This window comes from Streptomyces sp. GD-15H, from assembly GCF_045291515.1.
Lineage (GTDB): Bacteria > Actinomycetota > Actinomycetes > Streptomycetales > Streptomycetaceae > Streptomyces.
The window spans coordinates 2,932,591-2,949,612 of the sequence record NZ_CP149447.1; the positions used below are offsets into that span (position 1 = coordinate 2,932,591).

16 protein-coding genes and 2 pseudogenes are annotated in these 17,022 nt (G+C 69.3%); 6 read left to right on the plus strand and 12 right to left on the minus strand.

Going from position 1 to position 17,022, the window contains the following annotated elements; translation table 11 throughout:
• Positions 1-144: 144 nt before the first annotated feature.
• The 6 genes and pseudogenes from WJ438_RS13460 (at position 145) to WJ438_RS13485 (ending at position 5,182) form a co-directional block, all read left to right on the plus strand.
• Positions 145-1,043, plus strand: a pseudogene (locus WJ438_RS13460) (3-hydroxyacyl-CoA dehydrogenase family protein).
• A complete protein-coding gene (locus WJ438_RS13465; RefSeq protein WP_406725450.1) occupies positions 1,043-1,708 on the plus strand; it encodes an O-methyltransferase in 666 nt (221 codons plus the stop codon). Before WJ438_RS13460 ends, WJ438_RS13465 begins: the two are co-directional and overlap by 1 nt.
• Positions 1,709-1,719: 11 nt before the next feature.
• Entirely contained in the window at positions 1,720-1,995 is a 276-nt protein-coding gene (locus WJ438_RS13470; protein ID WP_406725452.1) for an acyl carrier protein, read from the plus strand.
• Positions 1,988-3,088, plus strand: a complete 1,101-nt coding sequence (locus tag WJ438_RS13475) for an acyl-CoA dehydrogenase family protein (RefSeq protein ID WP_406725453.1) — start codon at positions 1,988-1,990, stop codon at positions 3,086-3,088. Before WJ438_RS13470 ends, WJ438_RS13475 begins: the two co-directional genes overlap by 8 nt.
• Positions 3,085-4,062, plus strand: coding sequence for a 3-oxoacyl-[acyl-carrier-protein] synthase III C-terminal domain-containing protein (locus WJ438_RS13480; protein ID WP_406725454.1), 978 nt, complete (start codon positions 3,085-3,087; stop codon positions 4,060-4,062). Before WJ438_RS13475 ends, WJ438_RS13480 begins: the two co-directional genes overlap by 4 nt.
• Positions 4,063-4,093: 31 nt before the next feature.
• A complete protein-coding gene (locus WJ438_RS13485; RefSeq protein ID WP_406725455.1) occupies positions 4,094-5,182 on the plus strand; it encodes an HAD-IIIC family phosphatase in 1,089 nt (362 codons plus the stop codon).
• Positions 5,183-5,431: 249 nt separating this feature from the next.
• Here WJ438_RS13485 and WJ438_RS13490 read toward each other — a convergent pair whose 3' ends face one another.
• The 12 genes and pseudogenes from WJ438_RS13490 to glyA form a co-directional block, all read right to left on the minus strand.
• On the minus strand, positions 5,432-5,878 hold the full coding sequence (locus WJ438_RS13490; RefSeq protein WP_406725456.1) for a DUF2550 domain-containing protein: 447 nt from the start codon (positions 5,876-5,878) through the stop codon (positions 5,432-5,434).
• A gap of 162 nt (positions 5,879-6,040) precedes the next feature.
• On the minus strand, positions 6,041-6,415 hold the full coding sequence (locus WJ438_RS13495) for a F0F1 ATP synthase subunit epsilon (RefSeq protein ID WP_406725457.1): 375 nt from the start codon (positions 6,413-6,415) through the stop codon (positions 6,041-6,043).
• A gap of 112 nt (positions 6,416-6,527) precedes the next feature.
• Entirely contained in the window at positions 6,528-7,964 is a 1,437-nt protein-coding gene (gene atpD / locus WJ438_RS13500) for a F0F1 ATP synthase subunit beta (RefSeq protein ID WP_406725458.1), read from the minus strand.
• Positions 7,964-8,884 (minus strand): F0F1 ATP synthase subunit gamma, encoded by a 921-nt coding sequence (locus WJ438_RS13505; protein WP_406725459.1) that lies wholly within the window; start codon positions 8,882-8,884, stop codon positions 7,964-7,966. The genes atpD and WJ438_RS13505 overlap by 1 nt, the downstream gene beginning before the upstream one ends.
• A 23-nt stretch (positions 8,885-8,907) precedes the next feature.
• Positions 8,908-10,500 (minus strand): F0F1 ATP synthase subunit alpha, encoded by a 1,593-nt coding sequence (gene atpA, locus WJ438_RS13510; protein ID WP_406725460.1) that lies wholly within the window; start codon positions 10,498-10,500, stop codon positions 8,908-8,910.
• Positions 10,501-10,683: 183 nt separating this feature from the next.
• On the minus strand, positions 10,684-11,499 hold the full coding sequence (locus tag WJ438_RS13515; RefSeq protein WP_406725461.1) for a F0F1 ATP synthase subunit delta: 816 nt from the start codon (positions 11,497-11,499) through the stop codon (positions 10,684-10,686).
• On the minus strand, positions 11,496-12,041 hold the full coding sequence (locus WJ438_RS13520; protein WP_406725462.1) for a F0F1 ATP synthase subunit B: 546 nt from the start codon (positions 12,039-12,041) through the stop codon (positions 11,496-11,498). The genes WJ438_RS13515 and WJ438_RS13520 overlap by 4 nt, the downstream gene beginning before the upstream one ends.
• Before the next feature lie 44 nt (positions 12,042-12,085).
• Complete coding sequence (atpE, locus tag WJ438_RS13525) at positions 12,086-12,316, minus strand: ATP synthase F0 subunit C (protein WP_363037620.1); 231 nt, start codon at positions 12,314-12,316, stop codon at positions 12,086-12,088.
• A gap of 70 nt (positions 12,317-12,386) precedes the next feature.
• Positions 12,387-13,206: pseudogene (atpB, locus tag WJ438_RS13530) on the minus strand (F0F1 ATP synthase subunit A).
• A gap of 225 nt (positions 13,207-13,431) precedes the next feature.
• Positions 13,432-13,881, minus strand: a complete 450-nt coding sequence (locus WJ438_RS13535; protein WP_406725463.1) for a hypothetical protein — start codon at positions 13,879-13,881, stop codon at positions 13,432-13,434.
• Positions 13,882-14,078: 197 nt separating this feature from the next.
• Entirely contained in the window at positions 14,079-15,593 is a 1,515-nt protein-coding gene (locus WJ438_RS13540; RefSeq protein WP_406725464.1) for an MraY family glycosyltransferase, read from the minus strand.
• 184 nt (positions 15,594-15,777) lie between these two features.
• Entirely contained in the window at positions 15,778-17,022 is a 1,245-nt protein-coding gene (gene glyA / locus WJ438_RS13545; protein ID WP_406725465.1) for a serine hydroxymethyltransferase, read from the minus strand.

The window sequence follows — 17,022 nt, forward strand, 5'->3', positions numbered from 1 at the left end:
GAGAATCTCCTCGCCGTGTGCCGCGGCGGCCCGGGACGGCGACGCAGCACGGCACAGGTCCGTCACCCCCGGCGATCCCGGGCGCGACCGGCACCGGTGGGAGAACCACAGTCCAGACCAATTGCCCGAGCGAACGACTCATCGATGCCCGCCCGAGGGGTGGGGGAGGTACGCGCGGTGACAGAACAACAGCCGGCTCCGCGACTCGCCGTACTGGGAGCCGGGGTGATGGGGGTCAGCATCACGACCCTGGCACTCGGCCGGGGCCTGCCGGTGACCCTCGTCGAGACGGACCCGTCCGACGAGCGGGAATCCGGGCCAGGATCGAGCATGAGCTGCGCACGGCCCGGCTCATGGGCGTGCGCCCCGACGGGCCGCCGGGTGAACTGACGATCGCCGCCTCGGCGGACGACTGCCAGGGGGCGGAGGCGGTGATCGAAGCGGTCACCGAGGACGCCGAGGTGAAGGCCAAGGCGCTCGCCGGTATCGACCAGCTGACCGGACCGGACACGGTGTTGGTCACCAACACCTCCTCCATCCCGGTGGACGAGCTGGCCGATCGTATCGGCTGCCCCGAGAAGCTGATCGGGGTGCACTTCATGAACCCCTCCTACCTGATCGGCACCGTGGAGGTGATCCGCGGTCCCCGCACCGGGCAGCCGGCGCTGGACGGCGTGACCCGGCTGCTCGGCGCCCTGGGCCGCAAGGGGGTGCACGTCGCCGACGGACCCGGTTTCGTCACCAGCCGGCTGCTGCACCGCATGATCAACGACGCGGCCCGCATCGTGGAGTCGGGACAGGCCACCGCCGAGGACGTGGACCTTCTGATGCAGGACTGCCTCGGCCACCGGACCGGTCCGCTGCGCACCGCCGACCTGATCGGCCTGGACAACCTCGTGGACTCCCTGCGGGTGCTGCACCGGCGCACCGGCGACGAGGGCTGCCGCCCCTGCGAACTGCTGCTGCGCAAGGTGCGCGACGGCGAGCACGGCCGCAAGAGCGGCCGCGGCTTCTACACCTACGCCGCGGGGGGGTGGGCCTGATGGCCGGTCAGCTCTCCCTGGACGAGCGGCTGCACGACTACGTACGGGCGGTGTCGCTGCGCGACGACGACGTACTGCGCGACCTGCGCGCGGAGACCGCCGGCATGCCGATGCTCCGGGCCATGCTCGCGCTGCCCGAGGAGGCCCAGTTCCTCGCCCTGCTGGTACGGCTCACCGGCGCCCGCGACGTCTTGGAGGTCGGCACCTTCACCGGCTACAGCAGCCTGTGCATGGCCCGCGCCCTGCCCGCGGACGGCACCCTGGTCACCTGCGACAACAGCGAGCGCTGGACCCGTATCGCGACCCGCTACTGGCAGCGCGCCGGGGTGGCCGACCGGATCGTCCTCCGGCTCGCCGACGCCGGCGAGACCCTCGACCGGCTCGTGGCGGAGCGTGGCACCGGCAGTTTCGACCTGGCTTTCATCGACGCCGACAAGGCCAACTACCCCCGTTACTACGAGCAGTGCCTGACGCTGCTGCGGCCGGGCGGTCTGGTCGTGGTGGACAACACGCTGTTCTTCGGCCGGGTCGCCGATCCGGCCGCCCAGGACGCGGACACCCGGGCCATCCGCGAACTCAACGCCCGGCTGCGCGACGACGACCGCGTGGAGATCTCCCTGCTGACCGTGGCGGACGGCCTCACCCTTGCCCACAAGAGACCCTGAGAGGAACGGACATGAGCGAGCCCACAACGGCCCGTGGGATCACAGCAGAACAGGTGGAGGCCGACCTCACACGCTTCCTCGAGAAGCACACCCGGACGTCCTGGGACGCCGACACCGACCTCTTCGGCACCGGCGGTGTCTCCTCCATGTTCGCGATGGAACTGGTGGTGCACATCGAACAGGCCTTCGGTGTCACTGTGGAAGGACCCGACCTGCGGATCGACAACTTCCGCACGGTCCGGGCCATGACCGCCCTCGTGCTGCGTCTGGCCGGTAGTCATGGCTGAGGAGCCGGCCGCGCTCATCACCGCGGCGATCGGTGACCGAGCCGCGGCATGGGACCTGGAGGGCGCCATACCCGAGCGGGTCCTGCGGGAACTCGGTGCCGCCGGCGTGCTGTGCGCCGAGGTCCCGCAGGAGTACGGCGGGCGCGGATGGTCGAGCCGCCGCAACGGCGAACTGACCGCCCACGCGGGCAGCATGTGCAGCTCGCTGCGGAGCGTGATGACGTCGCAGGGCATGGCCGCCTGGACCATCCAGCGGTTCGGTACCCGCGAACAGCGCGTCGGCGAGCTGGGCCGGCTCACCGGGGGCTGGCTGGCCGCCGTGGCCTTCAGCGAGCCTCAGGCGGGCAGCGACCTGTCGGCGATCAGCACCACGGTCGAGGACGACGGCGACAGCGTGGTCGTGAGCGGCCACAAGGTGTGGTCGACCGCTGCCGCCTACGCCGACGTGGTGGTGGTCTTCGGCCGCTACCGGGGCGACGCCACGGCCGTGCTCGTACCGACGCGAGCCCAGGGGGTCGCCCTGCGACCGGTGGGCAACCCGCTGGGATGCCGCGCGGCCGGGCATGCCGACGTGCTCCTGGAGGAGGTACGTCTCCCGGCCACCAGCGTGCTGTCCGGCACCGGTCTGCCGCTGGGCCTGCTGACCACCCTCTCCCTCACCTACGGGCGGATGTCGGTGGCCTGGGGGTGCGTCGGCATCATCCGCGCCTGCCTGCGGGCGGCCGCGGCCCACGCCCTCGGTCGGGAGCAGTTCGGCAAGCCACTGGCGGAGCATCAGCTCGTCGCACGGCATCTGGCCGAGCTCTACACGGCCGAGCGGACGGCGGCCCTGGTCTGCGAGGCCGCCTCCGACCGCTGGGACACCCACGCCCCGGACCTGTCGACCGCCGCCGTGCTCGCCAAGCACGTTGCCGCCGGCGGCGCGGCACGGGCCGCCGCCACAGCGGTACAGGTCCTCGCCTCCGCCGGCTCGCGGGACGGCGGAACGGTGGCACGCGCCTACCGGGACGCCAAGTTGATGCAGATCATCGAAGGCAGCGAGGAGCTCTGCCAGCTCATCCTCGCCGAACGAGCGCTGGAGGAAACGGCATGACCCACAGGACCGACGAGATCGGCATAGGCGCGGTGTCCTGTCTGCTGCCGGAGGACCGCACCGCCGTCGTCGACCTGCCGGAGCTGTCCCGGCTCAGCGAGGAGGAGCTGAAGTTCGCCGAGCAGGCCGGGGTGAAGACGGTGGGCGTCTTCCCGGACACCGAGGCCACCGAACTGGCCGCCCGCGCGTGCCGGGAACTGGTCGCCCGGCTGCCGGAGCCCCCCGACCTGATGGTGCACATCGCCTCCCGCGCCCCGGACGTGCTGATCGGCTCCGACTCCGGCAAGATCGCGCATCTGGCCGGGCTGAAGGACGTCTTCCCCTTCACGGTGGACGGTCTGGGCTGCGCCGGTTCCTCGGCCGCCTGGGGGCTGGCCCGCGACCTGCTGCTCGGTGATCCGAGCCGCAACAGCGTACTCCTCACCTACGGAAGCCGCCCGACCGCTGCCGACCGGGTACGCCGGCCCGTCACCGTGATCGGAGACGGCGCCTTCGCCATGACCCTCGTACGGGGCGGACGGCCGGTGCTCAGGGCGCACCGCATGGAGGCCGACAGCTCCTTCCACGACCTGTTCCGGGTGGACTACAAGGCGCGGCCGTGGTCCCAGTGGCGTGAGGAGTGCCTCGACAACGACCGCTACTCCTTCGAGCTGGCCATGCACAGCCGCAAGCGGCTGGACCGCATGGTCGACGAGGTGCTGGCCGACGCCGGCATCACCAAGGCGGACGTTTCCGCCACACTGATGCAGAACGTCACCGCCAGTGCGTTCGACTTCTACCGCGTCAGCCTGGGCCTGCCGATCCATCCGGTGTGCGCGGCCCACCTCGCCGACTACGGGCACCTCGGCCCGATGGACGTGGTGCTCAACCTGGACCGGCTGCTCGCCCTCGGCGAGTTGGAGCCGGGGGCGCACGTGCTCGTACTCAGCAACAGTCCGGTCGCGGCCTGGACGGTGACCCTGTGGGAAGTGTGACGATGCCCACCCGACGAGAAGGGAATCAGCGGTGACGCAGCAGCCGACCGTCAAATGCCTGCTCTGGGACCTGGACAACACGCTGTGGCAGGGCACCCTCCTCGAGGACGGCGACGTGGACGTGCCGGCGGCTGTCCGAGAGGTGGTGCGCGAGCTGGACGCCCGGGGCGTCCTGCAGTCCGTGGCCAGCCGCAATGACCACGATCACGCCTGGCAGCGGCTGGAGAAGCTGGGGCTGGCGGAGTACTTCGTCCTGCCGCAGATCAACTGGGGGCCGAAGTCGGCATCCGTGCGCGCGATCGCCGACCGGCTCAACTTCGACCTCAGAACCATCGCGTTCGTCGACGACCAGCCCACCGAACGCGCCGAGGTCTCTTACCACCTTCCCGAGGTCCGCTGCTACACCGCCGAGGACGTCCTCGAGCTGCTGAACAAGCCGGAGTTCACGCCGGCCGTGGTCACGGCGGACGCCCGCAACCGCCGAGTGATGTACCAGGCGGGCTTCCAGCGGGACACCGAGCGGACCGGACACGCCGGCACCGATGAGGAGTTCATGCGTACGCTCGGCCTGGAGCTGAGCATCCACCGGGCGAACGAGGAGGGCATCGCGCGCGTGGAGGAACTGACGTTGCGCACCAGCCAGATGAACGCGACCGGGGTGTACTACTCGAAGGACGCGCTGCGTGCCCTGATATCGGACGAGCGGCACGAGGTGCTGGTCGCGTCGCTCACCGACCGGTTCGGCCCGCACGGCGCCGTCGGGGTGATCCTGTTGGAGCGACGGCCGGAGGCCTTCCACATCAAGCTGCTGGCCACCTCCTGCCGTGTGGTGTCCTTCGGGGTGGGCGCCGCCCTCCTGCGCTGGCTCACCGACGAGGCAGCCCTTGCCGGCACCGGGCTGACGGCTTCCTTCCGGCGTACGGAGCGCAACCGGATGATGGAGATCGCCTACCGGTTCGCGGGGTTCGAGGACGAGGAGCAGACGCAAGAGGACGACGGAATCAAGACGCTGCGCCTCGTGCCCGCGCGCCAGCAGCCGCCTGCCCATCTCAGGGTGCTCGCCCCCCGCCTCTTCGCCGAGGAAAGCGACCTGACCGAATGGCAGCCGATGGCCGCCTGACAGACGCGTCCCTCCGCGCGGCCGACCTCCGCGGTGCTTCCGACGGCTGGATCCCCTCGGGATCCAGCCGTCGTGTGCCAGGACGCTCCCCATTGGTCCGAACCCATTGACCTGTGGCCATAGTGGGAAGCTGATGAGCGCCACGGACAGCGGGCTGAAGCAGGCCTGACCGGGCTGAGCGACGTTCACCCTCCCCCCAACAGCTCCGCTGCCGGGGGGACCCCACCCAGCGGGGCCCTGAACGTCGCTCTACGCGACGTTCACCCTCTGTCCGGGCGGCGCCGCCTCCAGCCATGCGAGGAAACCGGTCAGCGCGTCGTCGCTCATCGCCAGCTCCAGCCGCCTGCCCCGGTGCAGGCAGGCCAGGATCACCGCGTCCGACAGCAGCGCCAGCTCCTCCTCGCCCTCGGGCACCCGGCGGCCGGCCACCTCGATCGCCGAACGCTCCAGGACGCGGCGCGGACGCGGCGCGTAGGAGAAGACGCGGAACCACTCCACCCGGTCACTGTTGTAGCGGGCCACCCCGTACGCCCAGCCCTTGCCGCCGGAGTCGCCCGGTTCCGGGGCCTCCCAGCGCAGGCTGCAGTCGAACGTTCCGCCGGAGCGCTGGATGAGGCGGCGGCGCAGGCCGAAGACGAAGAGAGCCACCACCACGAGCGCCACGACACTTCCGCACACAGTCAGAGCGAGGACCATCGACACCGACCTCCTCGTCTCCTAGGTAACGGAACGGAAAAATCATCCAGATCTGCCTCAGCCGCGACCGGGTCCGGATCGCTCCGGTCCCAGCCGCGGCTGAGTGACGTCAATGCACGGCTCCCCCAGAGCCTAGACGGCCTGGAAGGTGCCTCGGGTCGTTCAGTGCTCCGCCGCCGCACGCAGTCGTACGTCCGCGCGCCGCTCCGCCGAGGCGTCCGCCTCCGACTTCGCACGCTCCCGCGCCCGCTTCGCGCGCTTGACATCGATCTCGTGCGACAGTTCGGCGATCTCGGCCAGCAGCGACAGCTTGTCGTCCGCGAACGAGAGGAAACCGCCGTGCACCGCGGCGACGACCGTCCCGCCGTCGTTCGTACGGATGGTCACCGGTCCCGACTCCAGCACACCGAGCAGCGGCTGGTGACCGGGCATGACGCCGATGTCGCCGGACGTGGTGCGCGCGACGACCAGGGTGGCCTCGCCCGACCAGACCTCTCGGTCGGCCGCGACCAGCGCGACGTGCAGCTCAGCAGCCAAGATGGCTCCTCGGGTCACCACCCGGCAGGCCCGCCGGGTGTGGGTTACAAGTCTAATGGGCGTGGGCCGGGGGGCGGGGCGGTGTGCCCGCCCCCCGACTCGAGCGCGAGGCTCAGGAGACGCCCAGCTCCTTCGCGTTCTTCTTGAGGTCCTCGATGCCACCGCACATGAAGAACGCCTGCTCCGGGAAGTGGTCGAATTCACCGTCGCAGATGGCGTTGAACGCCGTGATCGACTCGTCCAGCGACACGTCCGACCCGTCCACGCCGGTGAACTGCTTGGCAGCGTGGGTGTTCTGGGACAGGAAGCGCTCCACGCGACGGGCACGGTGGACGACGAGCTTGTCCTCCTCGCCGAGCTCGTCGATACCGAGGATCGCGATGATGTCCTGGAGGTCCTTGTACTTCTGCAGGATGTTCTTCACGCGCATGGCCGCGTCGTAGTGGTCCTGCGTGATGTAGCGCGGGTCCAGGATGCGGGACGTGGAGTCCAGCGGGTCCACGGCCGGGTAGATGCCCTTCTCCGAGATCGGACGGGAAAGCACCGTCGTCGCGTCGAGGTGGGCGAAGGTGGTGGCCGGGGCCGGGTCGGTCAGGTCGTCGGCGGGGACGTAGATCGCCTGCATCGAGGTGATCGAGTGACCGCGGGTCGAGGTGATGCGTTCCTGGAGGAGACCCATCTCGTCGGCCAGGTTCGGCTGGTAGCCCACCGCGGAGGGCATACGGCCGAGCAGGGTCGACACCTCGGAACCGGCCTGGGTGAAGCGGAAGATGTTGTCGATGAAGAACAGCACGTCCTGCTTCTGGACGTCGCGGAAGTACTCGGCCATGGTGAGGCCGGCCAGCGCGACGCGCAGACGGGTGCCCGGGGGCTCGTCCATCTGGCCGAAGACCAGGGCGGTCTTGTCCAGAACGCCGGCCTCCTCCATCTCGGCCATGAGGTCGTTGCCCTCACGGGTGCGCTCGCCCACGCCCGCGAAGACCGACACACCCTCGTGCAGCTTCGCCACACGCATGATCATTTCCTGGATGAGAACGGTCTTGCCGACGCCGGCGCCGCCGAACAGACCGATCTTTCCGCCCTTGACGTACGGGGTGAGCAGGTCGACGACCTTCAGACCCGTCTCGAACATCTCGGTCTTGGACTCGAGCTGGTCGAACGCCGGGGCCTTGCGGTGGATCGTCCAGCGCTCGCCGTCGTAGGTCTCGTCGCTGTTCAGCACCTCACCAAGGGTGTTGAACACCTTGCCCTTGGTGAAGTCACCGACGGGGACGGAGATCGCCGTACCCGTGTCGGTCACCGGGGCCTGGCGGACCAGACCGTCGGTGGGCTGCATGGAGATGGTGCGGACCAGGCCGCCGCCCAGGTGCTGGGCCACCTCGAGCGTCAGCGTCTTCAGCTCTCCCGCGTTCGCCGGGTCGGCGACCTCAACGTGCAGGGCGTTGTAGATCTCCGGCATCGCGTCGACGGGGAACTCCACGTCGACGACCGGGCCGATGACCCGGGCGACGCGGCCCGTGGCCGTCGCGGTCTCAACAGTGGTGGTCATTATTTGTCACTCCCCGCGGTCGCGTCGGCCAGGGCGCCTGCGCCACCGACGATCTCGCTGATTTCCTGGGTGATTTCGGCCTGGCGGGCCGCGTTGGCAAGACGGGAGAGCGTGTCGATCAGCTCACCCGCGTTGTCGGTGGCCGACTTCATCGCGCGCCGTGTGGCGGCGTGCTTCGAAGCGGCCGACTGGAGCAGCGCGTTGTAGATGCGGCTCTCCACGTAGCGCGGCAGCAGGGCGTCGAGGACGTCCTCCGCCGAGGGCTCGAAGTCGTACAGCGGAAGGACCTCGTCCTTGGTGGACGCCGTCTCCCCCGCGACCTCTTCGAGGCGCAGCGGAAGCAGCCGGGAGTCGATCGCGGTCTGCGTCATCATCGAGACGAACTCGGTGTAGACGATGTGGAGTTCGTCCACTCCGCCGTCCGCCGTGTCCTTCTCGATGACCTCGATCAGCGGCGCCGCGACGGTCTTGGCGTCCGCGTACGTGGGCTCGTCGGTGAAGCCCGTGAACGATTCCGCGATCTTGCGCTCACGGAAGTTGTAGTGCGCGAGCCCACGGCGGCCGACGATGTACGTGTCGACCTCCACGCCCTCGCCCTCCAGGCGCGCGGTCAACTGCTCCGCCGCCTTGATCGCGTTGGCGTTGAAGGCGCCGGCCAGGCCGCGGTCGCTCGTGAGGAGCAGGACCGCGGCACGGGTCGGGTTCTCCGCCTCCGTCGTCAGCGGGTGCTTGGCGTCCGAACCGGTACCGACGGCCGTGACCGCACGGGTCAGTTCCTGGGCGTACGGCGTGGAGGACCGCACCTTGCGCTGCGCCTTGACGACGCGCGAGGCGGCGATCATCTCCATCGCCTTGGTGATCTTCTTGGTCGCGGTGACGGATCGGATGCGACGCTTGTAGACCCGGAGCTGGGCTCCCATGAGTCAGGTCCCTTCCTTGAACGTCACTTGGCGGCAGCGGCCGGAGCGTCCTCGCCGAGCAGCTTGCCTTCGCCCGTCTCGAACTGCTTCTTGAACTCCGCGATCGCGTCGCCCACGGCCTGGATCGTGTCGTCGGACATCTTGGCGCCCTCACGGATGGAGATCATGAGGCCCTGCTCCTTGCGGTGCAGGTACTCCAGCAGCTCCCTCTCGAAGCGGCGAACGTCGGCGACCGGCACCTCGTCCATCTTGCCGGTGGTGCCGGCCCAGACGGAGACGACCTGGTCCTCGGTGGCCATCGGCTCGTACTGGTTCTGCTTCAGCAGCTCGACCAGGCGCTGACCGCGCTCCAGCTGCGACTTCGACGCGGCGTCCAGGTCGGAACCGAAGGCGGCGAACGCCTCCAGCTCACGGAACTGGGCGAGGTCCACGCGCAGACGGCCGGAGACCTGGCGCATCGCCTTGTGCTGGGCGGAGCCACCGACGCGGGAGACCGAGATACCGACGTTCAGGGCCGGACGCTGACCGGCGTTGAACAGGTCGGACTCCAGGAAGCACTGGCCGTCGGTGATGGAGATGACGTTGGTCGGGACGAACGCCGAGACGTCGTTGGCCTTGGTCTCGATGATCGGCAGACCGGTCATCGAACCCGCGCCCATGTCGTCGGAGAGCTTCGCGCAGCGCTCCAGCAGCCGGGAGTGCAGGTAGAAGACGTCACCCGGGTAGGCCTCGCGGCCCGGCGGGCGGCGCAGCAGCAGCGACACGGCGCGGTAGGCGTCGGCCTGCTTCGACAGGTCGTCGAAGACGATCAGGACGTGCTTGCCCTGGTACATCCAGTGCTGACCGATGGCGGAACCGGTGTAGGGCGCCAGGTACTTGAAGCCGGCCGGGTCGGACGCCGGGGCGGCGACGATGGTCGTGTACTCCAGGGCGCCGTTCTCCTCCAGCGCGCGGCGGATCGACGCGATGGTGGAGCCCTTCTGGCCGATGGCGACGTAGATGCAGCGGACCTGCTTGTTCACGTCGCCCGTGCGCCAGTTGTCACGCTGGTTGATGATCGTGTCGACGGCCAGCGCGGTCTTGCCGGTGCCGCGGTCGCCGATGATCAGCTGACGCTGACCGCGGCCGATCGGGGTCATGGCGTCGACGGCCTTGTAGCCCGTCTCCATCGGCTCGTGCACCGACTTGCGCTGCATGACCGTGGGGGCCTGCAGTTCGAGGGCGCGGCGGCCCTCGGTCTCGATCTCGCCGAGGCCGTCGATCGGGTTGCCGAGCGGGTCGACCACGCGGCCGAGGTAGCCCTCGCCCACGGCGACGGACAGGACCTCGCCGGTGCGGGCGACCGGCTGGCCCTCCTCGATGCCGCTGAACTCACCGAGGACGATGGCACCGATCTCGCGCTCCTCGAGGTTGAGGGCGAGGCCGAGGGTGCCGTCCTCGAACTTCAGCAGCTCGTTGGCCATGGCCGAGGGCAGACCCTCGACCTTGGCGATGCCGTCGCCGGCAACGGTGACCGTGCCGACTTCCTCGCGCGAGGCCGCGTCCGGCTTGTACGACTGGACGAAGTTCTCCAGCGCGTCCCGGATCTCCTCCGGCCGGATCGTGAGCTCCGCCATCTGAGTTCCCTGCTCTCCTTGTTGGGCCCGAAGTTTCACTTTGGGGGGATGGGGACTCCCCCCTGGAAGAGGTGAATCCTCTGCACGGCCCAACCAGGGCCGTCAGTACGTACGTGGTGTTCAGTTGCCGCATCCGCCGGACCGGTCGTGCCGGTCGCGTCGTCTGCGAGTTCAGCGTCGGCGCTAGCCCGCCAGCCGGCGGCTCGCGTCCTCCAGCCGGTCCGCGAGGGAACCGTTGATGATCTCGTCACCGACCTGCACCCGTACCCCGCCGATGACCTCGGGGTCCACGGCGAGGTTGAGATGCATGCGGCGGCCGTAGAGCTTCGCGAGGCTGGCGCCGAGGCGCTGCTTCTGCGAGTCGCTCAGCGGCACCGCGGAGGTGACGACGGCCACCATGCGGTCACGACGTCCGGCGGCGAGCTTGGACAGGGACTCGAGTCCCGCTTCCAGGCTACGTCCACGGGGCGCGTTGACCAGACGCGTCACCAGACGTTCGGTGGTCGCGTGCGCCTTGCGTCCGAGCAGGCTGTGCAACAGCTCGCTCTTGGCGGAGGTGGTGGCCTTGCGGTCGGTCAGCGCGGCGCGCAGTTCGTTGCTCGAGGAGACGATCCGGCCGAACCGGAACAGCTCGTCCTCGACACCGTCGAGCGCGCCCGCCTGCTGTGCGGCGGTGAGGTCGGTGAGGTCGGCCAGCTCCTCCAGTGCGTCCACCAGGTCGCGGGACTGCGACCAGCGGGAGCGCACCATGCCGGACACCAGGTCGGCGGCAGCGCCGCCGACCTGGGCGCCGAGCAGGCGCTGGGCCAGTTCCGCCTTGGCCTCGCCGTCCTGCGCCGGGTCGGTGAGGACCCGGCGCAGCGACACCTCGCGGTGGAGCAGCGCGGTGACGGCGGCCAGCTCTTCGGCGAGCGAGCCGGCGTTGACGGACGTGGAGTCCGTCAGCGCGTCGAGACGCTCACGTGCGGCTGCCAGGGCCTCGCGGCTCGCTCCGTTCATCGTGCGGCCTCGGCCTTCTGGTCGAGGTCGTCGAGGAACCGGTCGATCACGCGGCTCTGCCGGGCGTGGTCCTCGAGGGACTCGCCGACGAGCTTGCCGGCCAGGTCGGTGGCGAGCTTGCCGACGTCCTGGCGCAGCACCGACGCGGCGGCCTTGCGGTCCGCCTCGATCTGCGAGTGACCGGCGGCGATGATCTCCTCACGCTGCCGCTGGCCTTCCGCGCGCATCTCGGCGATGAGCACGGCGCCCTGCTCCTGCGCCTCCTGGCGCAGTCGCGCGGCCTCGTGCCGGGCCTCGGCGAGCTGGGCCTTGTACTGCTCGAGAACGCTCTGGGCCTCGGTCTGAGCGGCCTCGGCCTTCTCGATACCGCCCTCGATGGCCTCGCGACGCTGCTCCAGAACCTTGTTGATGTTCGGGAGGAGCTTCTTGGCGAGGAAACCGAAGACGATGACGAAGGCGAGCAGGCCGATGACGAGCTCGGGAATCGGCGGAACGAGGGGGTTCTGAGCCTCCTCGGCCGCGATATGAAGCAGTGGGCTCATATCAGAGTGCCTTTCGTCTGCTGAGTCGGTCGCGGATCAGATGATCACTTGCCGTAGACGAACGGCATGACCAGACCGATGAGGGCGAGCGCCTCACAGAAGGCGAAGCCGAGGATCTGGTTGGCGCGGATCAGACCGGCGGCCTCGGGCTGACGGGCGAGGGCCTCGGTGCCCTTGCCGAAGATGATGCCGACGCCGATGCCGGGACCGAACGCGGCGATGCCGTAGCCGATGGAAGCGATGGAGCCGGTGACGGCGGCAAGGGTCTGGGACATTCCGGTTCTTCCTTTTCTTCACGGGCCGGTGGGGGTGGGCCACCGGTCGAATGGGGGCGGTGCGGGACGCTCAGTGCTGCTTGGCGAGCGCGCCCTGGATGTAGGTGACGGTCAGCAGGACGAAGACGTACGCCTGCAGGGCCTGGATGAAGAGCTCGAAGACGGTCATCACCAGGACCATCACGAACGAGACGCCGGCGTAGGCGATGCCGATGCCGTTCAGCAGGTACCAGCTGGCGATGGTGAACAGCACCAGCAGGATGTGGCCCGCGAACATGTTCGCGAAGAGTCGCACGGCGTGGGTGAAGGGCCGCACGAGCAGGTTGGAGAAGGCCTCGATCAGCATGACGACCGGCAGCGCGGCACCGAGCGACTTGTCGTAGCCGGTGAAGTTCTTCAGGGCGCCGACGAAGCCGTGCCGCTTGAAGGTCAGCGAGACCCACACCAGGTAGACGAGCAACGCGAGCCCCAGCGGGTACGCGAAGATCGACGTCACCGGCATCTGGGCGAGCGGGATGATCGACCAGAGGTTCAGCATCCAGACGAAGAAGAACAGCGCGACGACGAACGGGACGTACTTCTCGCCCTCGCGCTTGCCCATCGTCTCGTAGACGACGCCTCGGCGGACGAAGTCGTAGCCGGCCTCGGCGACCATCTGGAACTTGCCGGGGACGACCTGGCTGGCGGAACGCCGCCCAGAAGAAGCCGATGATGATGATCGAGCCGAGCAGCGCCAGCAGCATCGTCTTGTTGAAGTACACGCTGCTGTCGCCGTCGCCCCACAGGGGCTCGAACAGGAACGAGTGCAGCCCGGGAGACGGGAAGCCACAGCCGTCGAAGATGTGGCAGTCGGTCTCGAAGGCGAGCACCTGTGTCGGGTCAGCACTCACCGCGGGCTCCTTCAGCGTGGCGCATGGATTCGGCAACCTCGTGGTGTCGGCGCGGCACGGGGCCGCGGTTCGGCACGGGACTGGTGTTACGGATATGGGGGCGGCAATGGGGCATCTCGCCTCGCGATGTGACAGGCGTCAGCTCGGATGCCCGCGCCCGCGATGCCGCAGTTGGCATCGGACGATAGCAGGGTCCGTCATGCGCCTTTATCCCGGCCCTACGTCTCACGACGGCCGCTCCGATGTTTCCTTCTTCTCCGCCGCGCTCCCGGCCGTCGTCGGCTCGGGGTCCACGTAGAAGGTCTTGGCCTTCATCGTGGCCCGTGCCTGCGCGGCGACCCAGGTGAGGGTGGAGACGAGCAGGGAGAGGGCGAAGACCTGCGGGTGGAACAGGGTCGTGTCCTTGAAGAGCGCGATGAAGACGAAGATCAGCAGGATCTGGGTCATGTACATCATCAGCCCCATCGCCTGGAACAGATGAGGTATCGACTTGGCGATCCACTGCAGGACGTACAGGCCCGTCCCCATGAGCAGGATCACGAGCAGCGCCCCGATGACCGCTCCGATCACCCCCTGGCCGCCTTCGACGGCACCACCGACCGCGACTGCGACCGCACCGACGGCAGCGGTGGGTACGGCAGCCTGGATCAGAATCCGGACGTCGTTGGACGGCATGACGGAACTCCGCTTTGAAAAGGGGGTATGAGGCACATGGGATGTCGTCGGGGACGAGCGTAGTCCCCCGGACGGAGTGAGTTTTCCTCCCCACCGTCGAACCGTCGCACCACGGTCCGTCGGCTCTCTCCGGCGAGACTCGTGAACGGTATCACAAACTATTTGATGGAGTCTTTACCTAGCGACGGCATGGAAGATCACGCATGCGAGTGAGTGTGCGCGTCTGAGCGCGCGAGGGGGCGAATTGTCTGATATTGGGGCACTTGACACCCCCAAGAGTGCCCCATCGCAGCCCCACGACTTGGCAATGCTCTAGTCGGATTCTTACCTTGACCGTGACGTCCGCCCCGACGCCCCTCAGCGGGAGCTGCCGGCCTTCCCCGGTCGCCCAGGCGTGCGTGGTGGCTGAGGGCCGTCGCGCCGTTGACGCCCGAGACGCCGGCGGTGACCGGGGCGCGATGGCCGGCAGCGGCCTCCTCCGGGCCGTCGGCGGCCCGTGAGTGCGCCGCGGCGGGGTCGCCGGACGCCTCCGCCACCAAGACCCTGCGGCGGCGGTAGCGCGGCGGGACGAACGCCTCCGCCCAGCGTGGGGCGCGCGGGGTGAACCGGGGCAGCAGGAGCAGCAGCAGACCGAGGGCGCTCAGGATGACGACGCTCAGCACGATCCACATGGACGCCGAGTTGACCGAGTAGGCGAGCGCGCCGAAGGCGATCAGCGCCGACCAGAAGTACATGATCAGCACCGCCCTGCTGTGCGAGTGGCCGATCTCCAGCAGACGGTGGTGCAGATGGCCCCGGTCCGCCGCGAAGGGCGACTGGCCGCGCCAGGTGCGCCGCACGATGGCCAGGACCAGGTCGGCGGCCGGCACCGCGATGATCGTCAGCGGCAGCAGCAGCGGGATGTAGACCGGCACCGTCTGGTGCACGGCCTCCTTCTCCGAACCCGCGTACAGGTTCAGCGCGTCCGGGTCGACCTGGCCTGTGATGGAGATCGCACCGGCGGCGAGGACCAGGCCGATGAGCATGGAGCCGGAGTCGCCCATGAAGATGCGCGCGGGATGCATGTTGTGCGGCAGGAAACCCAGGCACATGCCCATCAGGATGGCCGAGAACAGCGTCGCCGGGGCGGCGGCCTCGATGCCGTACGAGTACCAGATGCGGTACGCGTACAGGAAGAACGCCGTCCCCGCGATGCACACCATGCCGGCCGCCAGGCCGTCCAGGCCGTCGACGAAGTTGACCGCGTTGATGGTGATGACGACCAGGGCGACCGTGAGCAGCGTGCCCTGCCACTGGGTGAGGGCGACCGAGCCGACGCCGGGGATGGGCAGCCACAGGATCGTCAGACCCTGCATGACCATCACACCGGCGGCGATCATCTGCCCGCCCAGCTTGATCAGGGCGTCGATCTCGAACTTGTCGTCCAGCACACCGATCAGCCAGATCAGCGCCGCCCCGGAGAGCAGCGCCCGCGGCTCGTTGGACTTCTCGAAGAGCTGGTTGAGGTTGGTGAGGTGGCCGGCCACCAGCAGTCCCGCGCACAGCCCGAAGAACATGGCGATCCCGCCGAGCCGCGGAGTGGGTTCCCGGTGCACGTCACGTGCCCGGATCTCCGGCATCGCCCCCGCCACGATCGCGAACTTCCGTACCGGCCCTGTCAGCAGGTACGTCACCGCGGCCGTGATGCAGAGCGTCAGCAGGTATTCACGCACGGGCTTCCCCACAGATCTCGCTGGCCATCACAGCCCCACACCCTAGCGAGGCACGCATACGGGTGAGGACTTCCGGGTGGCGACGATGGTTGCACGAGTGACTGTGCGCCTGGCCCGACATGCGGATGCGCCTACCCCGCATCCGCGCCGATACAGGTGCGAAACCCCGGCCGGGTGACACGTCTCAGCCGGGATATGGCGGAAAGGCCGCGGTCAGTTCCCGTACGTCCTCGCGGGCCCGTGCGGGCTCGGTGCCGCCCCTGAGGACGCTCGCCAGCAGTCCCGCGACCAACGCCATCTCCGGCTCCCCCATGCCCTGCGTGGTCACCGCCGCGGTGCCCAGGCGCAGCCCGCGGTCGTCGGCGTGCGGCAGCGCGCAGCAGTCCAGGACGATCCCGGCTCCCGCCAGCAGGCCGCGGGCCTCGCGCCCGTCGACGCCGAGCGGGGCGGGGTCGGCGGTGATCAGATGGGTGTCGGTGCCGCCGGTGGTGACGATCAGCCCCTCGTCGGCCAGTGCGGCGGCGAGCGCCCTCGCGTTGGCGACCACCTGGTGGGCGTACACGGTGAACGCCGGGGTCGCCGCCTCCCCGAACGCGACCGCCTTGGCGGCGATGGTGTGCATCTGCGCCCCGCCCTGGGTGAAGGGGAAGACGGCGCGGTCGACGCGCTCGGCCAGTTCCGCGCCGCACAGGATCATGCCGCCGCGCGGCCCCCGCAGCACCTTGTGCGTCGTCGCGCAGACGATGTCGGCGTACGGGACCGGGTTCGGGGCCGCTCCCCCGGCGACCAGGCCGATGGGGTGCGCGGCGTCCGCGATGAGGTAGGCGCCGACCTCGTCGGCCACCTCGCGGAAGAAGGCGTGGTCGAGGTGGCGGGGGTAGGCGATGGAGCCGCACACGATCGCCTTGGGCCGGTGCGTACGGGCCAGGGTGCGGACCTGGTCGTGGTCGATGAGTCCGGTCTCCGCGTCCACGCCGTAGCCGACGAAGTCGAACCAGCGGCCGGAGAAGTTCGCGGGCGAGCCGTGGGTGAGGTGGCCGCCGTGGGGCAGGCCGAGGGCGAGGACGGTGTCTCCGGGGCGCAGCAGGGTGGCATAGGCGGCCAGCACGGCCGACGAGCCGGAGTGCGCCTGGACGTTGGCGTGGTCGGCGCCGAACAGCGCCTTGGCACGCTCCACGGCGAGGCGTTCGGCGACGTCGACGATCTCGCAGCCGCCGTGGTGGCGGGCGCCCGGGTATCCCTCGGCGTACTTGTTGGCCAGCGCTGAGCCGAGGGCGGCCAGCACGGCCGGCGAGGTGAAGTTCTCGGCGGCGATCAGCTGGAGCGTGCTCGCCTGCCGCTCGCGCTCGCCGAGCAGGATCTCGGCGAGTTCGGGGTCCTGCCGGCGCAGGACCCCGAACTCACCCTCGAGGGCATGGGTGACCGTCAT

Coding starts and splice junctions, on each gene's coding strand:
- WJ438_RS13465 (WP_406725450.1), top strand. CDS start 1,043: ATGGCCGGTCAGCTCTCCCTGGACGAGCGGCTGCACGACTACGTACGG.
- WJ438_RS13470 (WP_406725452.1), top strand. CDS start 1,720: ATGAGCGAGCCCACAACGGCCCGTGGGATCACAGCAGAACAGGTGGAG.
- WJ438_RS13475 (WP_406725453.1), top strand. CDS start 1,988: ATGGCTGAGGAGCCGGCCGCGCTCATCACCGCGGCGATCGGTGACCGA.
- WJ438_RS13480 (WP_406725454.1), top strand. CDS start 3,085: ATGACCCACAGGACCGACGAGATCGGCATAGGCGCGGTGTCCTGTCTG.
- WJ438_RS13490 (WP_406725456.1), bottom strand. CDS start 5,878: ATGGTCCTCGCTCTGACTGTGTGCGGAAGTGTCGTGGCGCTCGTGGTG.
- atpD (WP_406725458.1), bottom strand. CDS start 7,964: ATGACCACCACTGTTGAGACCGCGACGGCCACGGGCCGCGTCGCCCGG.
- WJ438_RS13505 (WP_406725459.1), bottom strand. CDS start 8,884: ATGGGAGCCCAGCTCCGGGTCTACAAGCGTCGCATCCGATCCGTCACC.
- atpA (WP_406725460.1), bottom strand. CDS start 10,500: ATGGCGGAGCTCACGATCCGGCCGGAGGAGATCCGGGACGCGCTGGAG.
- WJ438_RS13515 (WP_406725461.1), bottom strand. CDS start 11,499: ATGAACGGAGCGAGCCGCGAGGCCCTGGCAGCCGCACGTGAGCGTCTC.
- WJ438_RS13520 (WP_406725462.1), bottom strand. CDS start 12,041: ATGAGCCCACTGCTTCATATCGCGGCCGAGGAGGCTCAGAACCCCCTC.
- atpE (WP_363037620.1), bottom strand. CDS start 12,316: ATGTCCCAGACCCTTGCCGCCGTCACCGGCTCCATCGCTTCCATCGGC.
- WJ438_RS13535 (WP_406725463.1), bottom strand. CDS start 13,881: ATGCCGTCCAACGACGTCCGGATTCTGATCCAGGCTGCCGTACCCACC.
- glyA (WP_406725465.1), bottom strand. CDS start 17,022: ATGACGGTCACCCATGCCCTCGAGGGTGAGTTCGGGGTCCTGCGCCGG.